The organism is Roseibium sp. RKSG952, assembly GCF_009711355.1.
This window is the reverse complement of record NZ_SMMF01000880.1, coordinates 1-14,029: the sequence shown is the minus strand read 5'-3', so window position 1 is coordinate 14,029 and position 14,029 is coordinate 1. Positions and strand designations below refer to the sequence as shown.

Below are 14,029 nucleotides of genomic sequence, written 5' to 3'. Positions count from 1 at the left end.
GTGATCTCCTCTCATAGGGGGTTATTCATAATAGGTGTAGCCATTGATCGAGTCGCGATAGGCGCTCATCAGGGTTTTGCGGTCTTTGGCTTTCAGAGTACCGGTCGAGATCGCCTCGTCCACCATTTTGCGGAAGGCGGCGACACAGTCGTTGGGGTCGAACTCGACATAGGACAGGACCTGACTGATGGTGTCGCCCTCTTGCTCGTGCAGCAGGTCAAATCCGCCATCTGCGCGCAAGTCGATGGTCACGACGTTGGTGTCACCGAACAGGTTGTGCAGATCGCCCAGCGTTTCCTGATAGGCGCCGACGAAGAAGACGCCCATGTAGTATTCGTCTTCTTCGGGCAGTGAATGCACCGGCAGACTAGGTGAAACACCGTCGGCCAGAATGAACCGGTCGATTTTACCATCGCTGTCGCAGGTGATGTCAGACAAGACAGCGCGTCGGTCGGGCTTTTGGTTCAGGCCCTGCAGCGGCACGATCGGGTGCAGCTGGTCGATGGCCCAGACGTCTGGCAAAGACTGAAACAGTGAGAAGTTGCAGTGATAGATGTCGGCCACTTTCTCAAGCTGATCGTCGACATCCGTTTCCAGATCATCACTTGCCGCCAGTGCCTTGAGGCGGGCCATTAGCGACAGGTAGATTCGCTCGGCGCGGGCCATCTGGCGCAGATCAACATAGCCGCGGCGGAACAGGGCACGAAGTTCATTGCGATAAAAAGTGGCGTCGTTCCAGCATTCCTGCAGTCGATCTTTACTGAGGTATCCGTGCACGGCTGCTAAATCTGAGACCATATGATGGTCGTCCGCCTCAACTTCTGGACCGTTTGGAGCATCGTACAAAGTGCTTTCCAGCACATTGAACACCAGCATTGAAGACGTGGCGACCACGGCGCGGCCGCTTTCAGTGACTAGCGTTGGGTGGCTAACTTCAGCCTCATCCATCGCGTAGGCCACGGTTTCCACCACATTGGCGCAGTATTCCTCGACCGTGTAGTTGATAGAATTCTCAGCCGCTTTCTTTTCACCCGTATAATCCACACCCATACCACCACCGAGGTCCAGATGGGTCAGCGGGACACCCTCGCGCGTCAGTTCGGTGTAATAGCGACAGGCTTCGCCCACGGCGCGGCGCACATCGTTGACGTCCTGCACCTGAGAGCCCAGATGCGAATGCTGAAGCTTCAGACAATGCAGTAGCCCGGCCTCTTTCAGCTTGTCGACCGTTGCGACAAGTTGATCGGTGTTCATCCCAAAGGCGGACCGGTCGCCCGAGCTTTCCTCCCACTTGCCGCTGATCTGGTTGGTCAGTTTCACCCGCACACCGATCAGGGGCTCGATGCCTAGTTCTTTGTAAACTTCGATCACCGTGTCAGCCTCTTTCGGGCTTTCCAGAACGATGACCGTATTGAATCCGATCTTGCGGCTGAGGATGGCAAGCTGGATGAACTCGGCATCCTTGACGCCGTTGCAGACGATCAGCGCTTCGCTGGCTAGACGGTGCGCCAGGGCAATCACCAGTTCGGGTTTGGATCCTGCTTCGAGACCGTAGTTGTACTTCTTGCCAAACTCGACGATCCGATCGACGACCTGCGCCTGCTGGTTCACTTTGATCGGGAAGACACCGCGATAGCTGCCCCCGTAACCAGTGCGTGCTATTGCGTCGGCAAAGCTCTCATTGATATGCGCGATTTCGTGCTCCAGATAAGAGCTGATCCGCAGGATCATCGGTGATTTGATGCCGCGCTGATCCAGATCGTTTAATATACCGGGCAGGCTGATAGCCTCTGCCTCAGGCGCCAGCGGATTTCGCAATCCGATCTCGCCATCCTCTGTCACCTCGATGAGGCCTTTACCCCACCTTTCAACTCCATAAACGGAATGCGGCGCAACAGTCGAATGTTTCAATCAGGTCATCCTCAGGAATCAGGCGGTCAGTTTCGCGCCCGCCAATACGGCAGCCGCTTGATTCTTCCAAGTGTAATCTATGTGTTGCCTTTTTGGGGGAGTTATACGGCGGTGCTTACCGGAACCAGATGATTGTCCCACTGACAAGGAGCGGTTGCCCGAGTTTCAGCCCCATATGTCGCCAGACGTCCCACGTCGCCGTTTCCGGTCGTGTAAATCAGACCGGTTGGCCCGGAACTCAGACCACAGACATCTTGCAGTGCAAACGCGCCGGTAAATGCACCACTTGTCGTGTCAAAGCAATGCAGGGCATTACCGCGTGGACAGGTGATGGCGACGGTCCGGCCGTCGCTGGAAAACCCTACGCTGCCCGCGTAACCCTGCAGAGTGTTTTGTGCGTCATCGGGCGCAGACAGAAGCTTGGGCTCATCTCCTCTGAAATGTAGTCCCAGAAGCGGGGGATGTTGCGTTTTGTTGCCTTGCCACTGCATGGCGAACGCCACGAGCCCATCCTGTCGAAGTGCCAAATGGCGGATCGAATTCTTGTGCAACGCAGCTGGCAATTGCACCTGCTCAAGCACCTGTCCGTTCAGGTCGCAATAGGTCAAGTTCGGCTGCATTGTGGGCAGGTTCAGTTTAGAACGCCCGGTATCGGGGTGGGTCTCAATGCCACCATTGGCAATTGCGAGAGAAGCGCCATCCGGCATCAGCGCCATGTCGTGAGGACCTATTCCACCAGAGGAAAAGGAACCCAGTCGCACATAGCCATTTGCCGCGTCCCAGATCCCGATCATCCCTTCACCGGCTTCATAGTCGTTCTCGGTAGTAAAAAGCAGTGCCCCGTTTCGCGAATACACTCCGTGGCCATAAAAGTGGTGCCCTTCCGGGGCGGAAAGTCTGGCGATTTCTGTTCCGGTTGAACAATCAATGACCAACGCGAAAGTGCCGGGGCGGCGTGCAAAAGCAACGGCTTGCGCATGTATCGGGTGCGCCGCGGCGGCATGCCCACGATCAGGCAGCGGCAGGCTGAAAAGGATCGACCCGTCCGCATTCAAGCCAACTAACCTGTACGATCCGTCCGGAAACAACGCAGCTGACAGAAAATCAGGGGTGCCGACTGCGGACCATCCCGGAACAGGTGCCAGACTGGCAGCTGCAAGACCTGCAAGAAAGTGACGCCTGCTGGTCATCGCGATCAATCCCCGTCGAGCGAGTTGAAACCGGCGTTGATGCCCAGAGTTGGGCCAAGCTCGGTTACCGCTATTTGGCGAATATCGTTGATCGATTGCTGCAAGGCCTCAAGCCTGAACCGGCCTTGCGGTGTTGCGACATCTGCAAAAGCTGGATCTTCCAGCGACTGTACGCGATCTATGCTTTTTGAAAATGCCGCATCCAAATCTGCTGCGATTTCAGGATGATCGAAGGACAGTCGGGCAGCCAGGTCGCGCAGAGCGATCAAAGACAGTTCGACATGACGCTGAGAGCGCTCGGAACGATGTGCTTCGGCTCGGTTTGGGCGGGGCTTGTCGAAAGTACCCATGGGGCGACCCAACCGAGTGTCGGCAGTAAATTGCAGGCCTGTGAGCAGAGCCTTGTACAGTTCCTGCATTGCCTCATCGCCATCGCGATAGGGGCTGTCTTCGCCGGGTTGTGTCAGCTTTGGTGCATAGCTTTGCCAGTCGACATTAATCGCGTCGGCATTCCGGTCGATATCGGCGGCAATGGCCTGAATAAGACTGCAGCGATATTCTGCGCTGCCCTGTTCTTCGAAGGCTGGATCGTACAAGAGCCGTTCCAGTGCAAAGAATCCGCGCCCGGCGATTGATTGTTCCGCAAAGGCATCGGGATCCTGCACTGAGGCGTCTTCGCTGGCGATCATCTTGGATAGAGCCTTGGGGGTGAATCCCTTTGTGTCTGGCCAAAAGGCCAACGCAAAGGCGCGGTCATCGGTTTCTGAAGGGCCGAAACGCAGGTGGCTCGCCGAAATCCAGGCATCAAACGCGGTGCCATAGACTTCACGTAAAGCAGTTGATGAAGGCACGCAATCAGACTGCGCAGTGTTAACCAGTGCTTGGGTCGCTTCAGAAAGTTCAGCAAATCGAGGCAGGACATGCGTCTCTGTCACGTCCAACAAGATTGGGCCCCGATCCTGAGCAAACGCGGTAAGTGGTATCAGCAACGCGGTGGCAAAAACAGTGGTGCGCATGGGATCAAAGGCTCTCCAGAAAGCGGATCAGGGCGTCGCGGTCGGCTTTAGGCATGGACACAACGGTATCGCGAGCTGCCTGAGCCTCGCCTCCATGCCAAAGGATCGCCTCAAGTAAAGAACGGGCACGGCCATCATGTAAAAACTGAGTGTGGCCCGAGACACGCTCTGTCAGACCAACACCCCAAAGTGGAGGCGTGCGCCATTCACGCCCCGTAGCCCGGGCCTCGGGGCGGTTATCGGCGAGGCCGTCACCCATGTCGTGCAGCAACAGGTCGGTGTATGGCCAGATCAATTGGAAACTGTGTTCGGGGCGATCCTGCATTCTGTGGGTGACAAATGACGGGACATGGCAGGAAGCACAGCCGCTGGTGTGGAACACCTCTTTACCGTGCAAAACCTCAGGATCATCGGTGTCCCGACGCGCCGGAACGCCTAGATTGCGGCTGTAGAATGCAACAAGGTCCATACCTTGCTGATCGATTTCGAAACCGCGCACATCGTTGTCCCCGTGGGGCGCCTCAATGCAGTTGGTCTGGGCCGGTGTGCAATCGCCTGCAGGGGCGGGGTAAAGAGGGGTGGAAATCCCGATATCGCCGGAAAAGGCGGCAGAGGATTGCTCCATCACCGTGGGCATTCCTGCCTTGTGACCGAAACGGCCCATCATGGGTTGGTCAAATTCAACCGACCAGACGATGTTGGGGCGCCCCGAAATGCCATCGCCATCCACGTCGTCTGGATCAGCGTTGGCCAGCAAATCCTCGACAGGGATGGACTCGAGTAAACCCAGTCCGATCATCTGCGGCGCGACCCGCGGGCTGAGCATCGCTTCGGGATGCAAAGGGCCGTAGCCCAGATCAGCGGCCGTATAGGTGGGGTTGCGCAGGGAAACGACCTCACCTTCGGATAGTTCGACGGGGATTTCTTCGTAGGTTATGTCCAATCGGTATTCGGCGGGATGACCGGCAAGCGCAAAATCCTGCATCTGGCCGCCATAGTTCGGGTCGGGCAGGGTGGCGATGTAGTCTTCGATTTCCGCCGGGGCATCTTCAGGCGAGCCGGGAATAGACACGCGCAAAAACATCGAGATCGCGTTGTCGTCAGCATTGGCTGGTGTATGACCTCGGCCATCCTTGATGTGGCATCGTTGGCACGAGCGTGCGTTATACAACGGGCCCAAACCGTCTGAGGCCAGTGTCGATGAGGGAGACGAGACCCATATTTTCTTGAACAGCCCGTTTCCGACTCTGAAGTCCAGTTCCTGTTCGAAACTAATATTGCCTGATGGCAAAGAGAACGCATCCGCATCGGTCCGCACGCGGACCGTCGCTGCTCCGGCGCTCAGATCTTCAAACCGTTGCGGGGTCGAAAAATCCTGTGGCGCTGCAGTAACCGCTTCGATCCGCAAGCGTTCATCTTCGGTTCGGGGAGTTATGTTGAGGTGAGGGTCCTGCAGCTCGGAAGCGAGCACCTGAGTGGCCCCCAGCAAGGTAATCGGCAGGACGGCGAGGTTGGTCTTTCTCGCCCAGTTTAGACGCGTTGAACTGCACATAGTTGGCTTAGCCAATCCTTTCATACAGATCGAGCTGAGTTTCGACAAAGCCGATATGGTCCCCTTTGGTGGACACAGCCTTTCGAACAGTGGCATCGATACATAGTCACCGGCTTCCCGGCAGTATTCGCGCGTTTCCTTTATGGATGCTCTTGCCTGAGCTCGTTCGCAAGATTGCATCCCATTGTTTCCTCTGGTGTATTCCCGATCCCTATCGCGTCAAGCTTGCGGAAGTCGGGATGGGCCTAAAAAAATTTGATTTATTGGATCAACCTGACCGCTTTCCCATTTCATTGACGATTGGTTCATAGTGCCTTTGACCAGTGGCCAGTCTTCCTGCGGGCGGTCGCGCAACCAATGCTGGTTGCCCCGGATCAATTCATGCCGCCGCGATTTGTTTGGATTTGCGACGCACTTTGGATCGCTTTTCAGCGACATTCACTTGTGTTCCATCCGCACTCAGCATGCGTAGCTGCATTGGAACTTCCAGATTGTCACTAGAGCGCATCGTGTCCAGAAACAGAGGCATACAGCCCCCACAATCTGCCGATTTTCCAAGGGCGTGATAGACTTTACCCGGCGTGATGATGGCCTGCGGATCAGCCGTTCGCATCCAATCAATTGCGGCGCGAATTTCGGTGTCCGAGATATTGGTGCAGTGGCATACGATCATAGCGACTCGACCGGTTGGCTGATTTCTTACTCAAATAGTAAGTTATTTGTTGGCCGTCCAGAAAGAAAGAGCACTTCTTTGTGATCCGGAGGCTTGGAAGCGCAGGTTTTTGCCTGCGCTTCCGATCGGCTGGGTGTTAAAGCCTGCGAGGGGATTAGTGGAACACGGCGTCCGGGTTATCCAGGCTGTCAGAGCCTTCGAACTCGATCTGATCCAGCTCGAGTATGGCGACGATACGCTCGATGGTCTTGGTTTGATCAACCAGACCGTTAACGCCACCCATGATCAACGCTTCTCCACCAGCATTGCCTGCTTCCAGCATCTGGTCATAGGCAAAGCCAGCTTCGGCCGTGGATTTCAAACGACCCAGAGCTTGCATGGTGTTCGACAGTTTCGCCTTCATTTCAATGTCCAGCGCGGGGTCAGCTGCAACGACCAGATCCGACAGGGATGCGCCCTGAACCGGGGTGCCGTCGATGCGAACATAGTTGCCGAGATAGACGTTCTGAATGCCCAGGCCATCATAGTAGTGGCTGTTGTGGGTGTTGTCCGAGAAGCAATCATGCTCTTCTTCCGGATCATTCAGCATCAGACCCAGGCGCATGCGTTCGCCTGCCTGCTCACCATAAGACAACGAGCCCATACCAGTCAGGATTGCGCTGACGCCTGCATCTTCGTTTTCTGTAAGAGCAGCGCGTGCGTCACCACCTTCCTGCCATTGCGCAGCCATCCACTCGAGATCGCTGACCAGCAGATCGGTCGCTGCGCTCAGGTACTGGGCACGACGGTCGCAATTGCCGCCGGTGCAGTCATCACCCTGCGCGAAGTCTGTCCAGGGGCGGTTACCTGCGCCTGCACCGTGGCCGTTCATGTCCTGGCCCCACAGCAGGAATTCGATTGCGTGGTAGCCGGTCGCAACGTTTGCTTCGATGCCGTCTGCCTCATGCAGGGTATCTGCCAGCAGCTCGGGCGTAATTTCGGCCGCATCAACGGTTTCGCCTGACAGCTCGAAGCTGGGGTTTGCGATAACGTTCAGGACGGCGAATTCGTTTTCGTCAGTTGCACCGCCATAGGCAGCATCGACATAGTCAATCAGGCCTTCATCCAGCGGCCAGGCGTTCACTTTACCTTCCCAATCGTCGACGATGGCATTGCCGAAACGATAAACCTCGGTTTGCTGATAAGGAACGCGCGCGGCAACCCATGCGGCACGGGCGGCATTCAGGTTGGCGTCCGACGGCTCGGCGATCAACGCCGCCACAGCGGCCTGAAGGGATTTGGCGGCAATCAGGCTGTCATCATATTTGGCTTCGGCGATGTTTGCGTAGGTGTTCAGCACATCGGCTTTCGAGGGGGCATCGCCTGCGGATGCGGCGGTTGCAATGCACAGTGTCAGGGCACTTGTCGCAGTAAATAGCTTAATCATGACGTATGATCTTTCCTGTCAGAAACGATATTCTTTGGGCGCTCGACTAAGGGCGCCTGCGCGAGTTTTCTGAGTGAATTAGTCGGTTAAGTCAACCTGAGTTTTATTGTCGGGAATAATGTCGCACTTGATACACAACGGTTTTTTCTTCAGGCAATGACGTGTAATCCGTTTGCAGTTTGAAGGTCCGCTGCCAGGTTTGAAAACCTGAACTCGCCATGAGTTGCCTAAATCCGGCTACCCATATTCGGTGAGGGATAGGTCAGCGCGCAATCATTGCGCGACTTCGCAAAGCAGCTAAAATGATGCATGTGATTCTTGGTTTTGTGTTGATCCGGTTATGAAACGTGCGGTTCTGGCTTTACTCCTATGCCCCGGGGGCCTAATTGCCCAGGAAGCACGGCCAATGGAACAACACACCCATGGTTCTGGTTTTCTGAGCATTTCGGTTGCCGGAGCGGAATTCACCTTATCTCTTGCGGTTCCAGGCACTGATATCGTCGGTTTCGAGCATCCTGCTGCTGATGACGAAGATCGCGCATTAGTTGCGGTGGCGATATCGGATTTGACTAACCCTCTGGAGCTGTTTGTCGTACCGGAGGAGGCTGGATGTTTTGCTGTATCGGCGAACGTGACACTGGTTGACGGTGCACACAGTCATGATGGTGAAGGCGCGGCGGACAACCAGGAGCAAGGCGATGCAGTTTCTTCAACCTCTGAAGAGACGACCGAGCCTCACACGGAATTTCAGGCTGAGTACTTAATTCGATGCCAGGACCCCGATGCAGTTGATGACGTGCGTTTCGATTATTTTGAAAGGTTCGAGAACGCAGAAGAACTGGTAATTGAAGTGCAATCGATCCAAGGCGAACGCTCATTCAGCGTGGCGCGTGAGACGCCACTGGCAAATCTGGCTGGTATGTTTTGATCTAGTTGAAGCAGGGTCTCAGCGCAGCCAGCTCTCAACCCACTAAACTCTACCCATCCGAGAATTTTGACGAATAAAAATATGCAATCGCCTGGGTTCGGTTTTTAACCGAGAGTTTCTCGTAAATATTGGACAGATGAAATTTCACTGTATTGGTTGAAATCTGCAGTTCCTTTGACAGATCGCGATTGGACAAACCTTTGGCCAGCGCTTCAAGGATTGCGCGTTCTTTACGCGACAAGCTCTGAATCGGATCCTGTTGCATCTTACGAACATCGATGAATGGAAAAACCATTTTGCCAGCGGCGACATCGGCGCACGTCTCCAGCAAAACCTCGACCTCGCCGGACCGCGGGGCGAACCCTGCTGCGCCAGCTTGCATAGCCAGGCGCGGTATGTCCCCGGCTTCATCGCCATAGACAACAAACCGTGGCGCATTTTCCTGCTCGCGGATCACTTCGATCAGCTTTGCTGCGCCCAGTACCGGCAGGTTCCAGGCAACAACACAGACCTGTACCGGAACCCGGATAACAGCGCCCAGAAACCCTTCGGCTGTAGCTGATGTCGCGACCAAAGAGAATCGCGGGTCGCGTTCAAAGATCTCTGACATCGCAGACAGGACCAACGGGTTGTTGTCCGCCAGCACGATATCGATCGGAGTGTCAGGATTTGCAGACATTTGAATTCACGCCTATTTTTTCCAAAAACTACCCATTTAGGTGGGTTATTTTGCGGTATACTTCGGTATTCTTACACAAATGGGTAGGTTTTAACCTATCCATTTAGGTTTGCTAAAGCAGTAGTAAGCTACGTTGCGCACTGCATCAAGCATCGGTTTTCTGTCCACCAACGCGATGTATGGGACCTGTTTCGATCCCATAGTTGAGGAGGATCGCCGATGACATTTCAAATCTATCCGCCTTTGGAGATTCCCGAGACGTTGGCCGCTGGCCCGGGACCAGGGAATACCGACGCTCGTGTTCTGCAAGCTTTCGCCAATGCTGGTGTCGCTGATCACATGCAGGGCGATGTTCTGCGCGGGATGCTTGAATGCAAACTGATGTTGCGCGAAATCTGGGGCACAAAGAACACCTACACGTTCGGTGTTGCCGGAACCGGTTGGAGTGCCCTGGACACAATGTTCTCGGCCGTCATGCCGGGCGACAAGGTGGTTGCTTTTGCCAATGGCACCTTTTCAGGCATTGATGCGCTGACGCTCAGGATCAAAGCTGCCACCTCGCAGGAGCACGCGGCCAATCCGCTTGATCCCAAGGCTGCGAGCGTCGTTGTTGTCGAGGTGCCTCATGGGGAACCGGTGACGGGTGACATCGTCGAAAAGGCGCTTGCCCAACACAAACCCAAGTGGGCCTTCATGGCACATTGGGAAACTGGCTCGGGCCGCATCAACGACCTGCGCGGATTTTCGGATGCTTGCGAGCGCCACGACGCAATGGGATTGGTCGACGCGGTTTCGTCGCTTGGCGTGGATAGCTTTTCGATCGATGACTATCCCGGAGTCGCAGGCTGGGCATCCTGCCCACAGAAGGGCTTGTGCTGCCTGCCGCTGACTTATGCGCCCGTCAGCTTTACCGACGCGTACATCGAGTCGCTGAAATCAAGCGGTGCCTACAGCTATGTCCATAATCCGATCTTCGAGGCGCGCCATTGGGGTGTGGTCAACGGTCAGGATGTGGAGAAAGGCACCTATCACCGCACCCATTCCGGCTATGCAGTCGCCGCATTCCACGAAGCGTTGCGTCTGACCTTGCAGGAAGGCCTTGTCAAACGTTCGCTTGCGTACCGGACACATGAAAAGGTTCTGCGTGACGCCGTTGTTGAAATGGGCTGTGAAGTTACGTCCGACATGCCCAGCCTCGTAGTTCTAAACCTGCCACCAGAACTGGCCGGGCGTGAAATGGAACTGGTTCAGAACTGCCGTGCTCGTGGTTTCGGCATCTGGCCCACGCTCAGCGAACCGGTACAGGTGCGGATCGGTATCTTGAATCAGCTAAATCGTCAGTCCGTCAGCCGCATAATCCGGCTGTTTGCCGAAGCTCTGCGCGAGCTTGGCGGACAGGTCGATCACGAAGCAATCGAAGCACTGTTGGAAAGCCGTTACGGCACCTCAATCGCGGCCTAAACCGGAGCAAGCAGATGGATATTCATGAATATCAGGCCAAGGAAATTCTCTCGAATTTCGGCGTCGATGTACCATCAGGGGCCTTGGCTTACAGCCCCGAACAAGCGGCCTACCGGGCGCGCGAACTTGGTGGCGACAAGTGGATTGTCAAGGCTCAGGTCCATGCGGGTGGGCGCGGCAAAGCTGGCGGCGTCAAACTGTGCAACACGGAAAGCGAAATCTACGAAGCCTGTGATGATCTGTTCGGTCGCAAGCTGGTAACACATCAAACCGGCCCCGAAGGCAAAGGCATTTACCGCGTTTACGTTGAGGCTGCGGTCCCGATTGATCGCGAGATCTATCTTGGTTTTGTTCTGGACCGGTCCAGCCAGCGCGTGATGATCGTTGCCTCGTCCGAAGGCGGAATGGAGATCGAAGAGATTTCTGCTGAACGCCCCGACAGCATCGTACGATCAATCGTTGAGCCTGCGGTTGGTTTGCAGGAATTTCAGGCGCGTGAAATTGCGTTCAATCTTGGCCTGGAACCACGATTGATCCAGCAGATGGTTCGCACATTGCAAGGGTGCTACGCTGCTTTTAGTGATCTGGATGCAACCATGGTCGAGATCAATCCTCTGGTGATCACCGGTGATGATCGCGTGCTGGCGCTGGATGCGAAGATGAGCTTTGACGACAACGCTCTGTTCCGCCATCCGCAAATCGCCGAACTGCGCGACAAAAGCCAGGAAGATCCACGTGAGAGCCGCGCTGCGGATCGAGGCCTGTCCTATGTTGGGCTCGAAGGAAACATCGGCTGTATCGTCAACGGTGCCGGTCTTGCCATGGCGACGATGGATACGATCAAGCTGGCAGGCGGTGAACCGGCCAATTTCCTTGATATCGGCGGAGGTGCATCCCCTGAACGTGTGGCCAAGGCATTTCGCCTGGTTCTGTCCGACAGCAATGTGCAGGCGGTGTTGGTCAATATCTTTGCCGGAATTAATCGCTGCGATTGGGTGGCAGAAGGTGTCGTGCAGGCCCTGCGCGAACTGCAGATCGATATCCCGGTGGTGGTGCGACTTGCCGGAACAAATGTCGAAGAAGGGCAGAAAATTCTGGCCAAATCCGGGCTTCCAATCATTCGGGCAACCACTCTGATGCAGGCTGCCGAAAGGGCTGTTGGCGCCTGGCAGAACGATCTTTCTCAAGGCACCAAGATGAGGGCTGTGTAATGAGCATTCTTCTCGATCGCGACAGCCGCGTTATCGTTCAGGGTATCACCGGACGCATGGCGCGCTTCCATACCAAGGACATGCTGGAGTACGGCACCAATGTTGTGGGCGGTGTGGTTCCGGGCAAAGGCGGAGAAACCGTTGAAGGTGTCCCGGTTTTCGACACCGTCAAACAGGCTGTCGAAGCCACCGGTGCAGATGCCAGCCTGGTTTTTGTACCTCCGCCATTTGCCGCGGATTCGATCATGGAAGCGGCGGATGCAGGTATTCGCTACTGTGTCTGCATCACAGACGGCATCCCGGCGCAGGATATGATCCGGGTCAAGCGCTACATGTACCGTTACCCCAAGGAGAAGCGTATGGTCCTGACCGGACCGAATTGCGCGGGAACCATCAGCCCGGGCAAGGCGCTGTTGGGCATTATGCCCGGTCATATTTATCTGCCCGGGAATGTCGGGATCATTGGGCGCTCAGGCACGCTGGGATACGAGGCTGCGGCACAGCTCAAAGAGCGTGGCATCGGTGTTTCAACCAGCGTCGGTATTGGCGGTGATCCGATCAATGGTTCCTCGTTCCGCGATATCTTAGAGCGTTTCGAAAAAGACGAGGACACAGCAATCATTGCCATGATCGGTGAGATTGGTGGGCCGCAGGAGGCGGAGGCCGCCGAATATATCCGGGACCACGTCTCCAAACCGGTTGTGGCTTATGTGGCAGGTCTGACTGCGCCCAAAGGCCGGACGATGGGGCATGCGGGTGCGATCATCTCGGCCTTTGGTGAAAGTGCTTCTGAAAAGGTTGAGATCCTTTCTGCAGCAGGTGTAACCGTTGCGGAAAATCCGGCTGTGATTGGCGAAACAATCGCTCGCGTTATGGGAAAGGCTGCGTGATGGTAAAGCCTTCGGTCCTTGTAACCCGTCGCTGGCCTGCTGCCGTCGAGGCGCAGTTGGCCGAAAACTACAATGCCGTGCTCAACACCGGGGACAAACCCATGTCTCCGGCTGAGATCCGCGATGCGCTGAATCACTATGATGCGGTGCTTCCCACCGTCACCGACACCCTGAATGCCGAGGCTTTGGATGTGCCTGCCGCGCAGACCAAGATCCTTGCCAATTATGGAGTTGGCTACAGCCATATCTGCGAGCCTTCGGCCCGCGAGTTGGGCATGACCGTGACCAACACACCCGATGTGTTGTCTGAATGCACAGCTGATCTTGCCATGACCTTGTTGTTGATGGTCGCCCGCCGTGCCGGTGAAGGCGAGCGGGAGCTGCGCGCCGGGAATTGGTCGGGTTGGCGTCCGACCCATCTGGTTGGCACCAAGGTTAGCGGCAAAACCCTTGGTATCATCGGCTTTGGTCGTATCGGTCAGGAAATGGCCCGCCGTGCCCATCATGGGTTCGGTATGAATATCGTGGTGCAAAATCGCAGCCGTGTGTCGCCCGAGGTGCTTCAGCAATGCAATGCTACTCAGGTCGATTCTGTGGACGAGTTGCTGCCGCAATGCGACTTCGTCTCGCTACACTGCCCGGGCGGAGCTGCAAATCGTCATCTGATCAACTCTCGTCGTCTCGACCTCATGAAACCCGGTGCCTTCCTGATCAACACCGCGCGTGGCGAAGTTATTGATGAATTCGCGCTGATCCAGGCACTGATGTTCGATGTCATTGGCGGAGCTGCACTTGATGTGTTTGATGGAGAGCCCCGGATCAGCCCGGATCTGCTGCAATGCGACAATCTGGTGATGTTACCGCATCTCGGCAGTGCAACGCGTGAAGCACGCGAAGCGATGGGTTTCCGTGTTCTGGATAACCTCGGCGATTTCTTTGCCGGTCGCCCGCCCCGAGATCGCGTGATCTAGTCCCAATCCCCACTAAACCTCCCGAAGGTCGGTGCCGGATGGGAGGTTCTTTTTCTGGAGGTAACAAAATGAATGCCCCTCAACGTATTGACGGATTTTTCACCCAGTCCTTGTCTGACCG

The 14,029-nt window shown here is 55.8% G+C and carries 12 protein-coding genes; 5 read left to right on the top strand and 7 right to left on the bottom strand.

Annotated features, from left to right (window positions below; genetic code table 11):
- Positions 1-21 precede the first annotated feature (21 nt).
- From speA to E1297_RS13230, 6 genes are all read right to left on the bottom strand, one after another.
- Positions 22-1,911, bottom strand: a complete 1,890-nt coding sequence (gene speA, locus E1297_RS13255; RefSeq protein ID WP_155138845.1) for a biosynthetic arginine decarboxylase — start codon at positions 1,909-1,911, stop codon at positions 22-24.
- Positions 1,912-2,012: 101 nt separating this feature from the next.
- Positions 2,013-3,101 carry a DUF1513 domain-containing protein gene (locus E1297_RS13250; RefSeq protein WP_155138843.1) on the bottom strand — a complete coding sequence of 363 codons (1,089 nt, stop codon included), beginning with the start codon at positions 3,099-3,101 and terminating at the stop codon, positions 2,013-2,015.
- A gap of 5 nt (positions 3,102-3,106) precedes the next feature.
- Complete coding sequence (locus E1297_RS13245) at positions 3,107-4,117, bottom strand: imelysin family protein (protein WP_155138841.1); 1,011 nt, start codon at positions 4,115-4,117, stop codon at positions 3,107-3,109.
- Between the two features lie 4 nt (positions 4,118-4,121).
- Positions 4,122-5,669 carry a di-heme oxidoredictase family protein gene (locus E1297_RS13240; protein ID WP_155138839.1) on the bottom strand — a complete coding sequence of 516 codons (1,548 nt, stop codon included), beginning with the start codon at positions 5,667-5,669 and terminating at the stop codon, positions 4,122-4,124.
- 379 nt (positions 5,670-6,048) lie between these two features.
- Positions 6,049-6,342: a bacterioferritin-associated ferredoxin gene (locus tag E1297_RS13235; RefSeq protein WP_155138837.1), complete on the bottom strand. Its 294-nt coding sequence runs from the start codon at positions 6,340-6,342 to the stop codon at positions 6,049-6,051.
- Between the two features lie 154 nt (positions 6,343-6,496).
- Entirely contained in the window at positions 6,497-7,768 is a 1,272-nt protein-coding gene (locus E1297_RS13230; protein WP_155138835.1) for an imelysin family protein, read from the bottom strand.
- Positions 7,769-8,174: 406 nt separating this feature from the next.
- On the opposite strand from E1297_RS13230, the gene E1297_RS13225 reads away from it, so the two are divergent.
- Positions 8,175-8,696: a DUF2796 domain-containing protein gene (locus E1297_RS13225; protein ID WP_196223301.1), complete on the top strand. Its 522-nt coding sequence runs from the start codon at positions 8,175-8,177 to the stop codon at positions 8,694-8,696.
- Between the two features lie 49 nt (positions 8,697-8,745).
- Here the strand turns inward: E1297_RS13225 and E1297_RS13220 are convergent, their stop codons facing one another.
- A complete protein-coding gene (locus E1297_RS13220; protein ID WP_155138831.1) occupies positions 8,746-9,375 on the bottom strand; it encodes a response regulator transcription factor in 630 nt (209 codons plus the stop codon).
- 219 nt (positions 9,376-9,594) lie between these two features.
- Between E1297_RS13220 and E1297_RS13215 the strand changes: the two genes are divergently transcribed.
- From E1297_RS13215 to E1297_RS13200, 4 genes are read left to right on the top strand one after another with little or no spacing between them, the layout of a single operon-like run.
- The gene (locus E1297_RS13215) at positions 9,595-10,836 is read left to right on the top strand and encodes an aminotransferase class V-fold PLP-dependent enzyme (protein ID WP_155138829.1); all 1,242 of its coding nucleotides are present in this window, start codon (positions 9,595-9,597) and stop codon (positions 10,834-10,836) included.
- 14 nt (positions 10,837-10,850) lie between these two features.
- Positions 10,851-12,047 (top strand): malate--CoA ligase subunit beta, encoded by a 1,197-nt coding sequence (locus E1297_RS13210; protein ID WP_155138827.1) that lies wholly within the window; start codon positions 10,851-10,853, stop codon positions 12,045-12,047.
- Entirely contained in the window at positions 12,047-12,937 is an 891-nt protein-coding gene (gene sucD / locus E1297_RS13205) for a succinate--CoA ligase subunit alpha (RefSeq protein WP_155138825.1), read from the top strand. The genes E1297_RS13210 and sucD overlap by 1 nt, the downstream gene beginning before the upstream one ends.
- A complete protein-coding gene (locus E1297_RS13200) occupies positions 12,937-13,908 on the top strand; it encodes a D-glycerate dehydrogenase (protein WP_155138868.1) in 972 nt (323 codons plus the stop codon). Before sucD ends, E1297_RS13200 begins: the two co-directional genes overlap by 1 nt.
- The last annotated feature ends 121 nt before the right edge of the window (positions 13,909-14,029 follow it).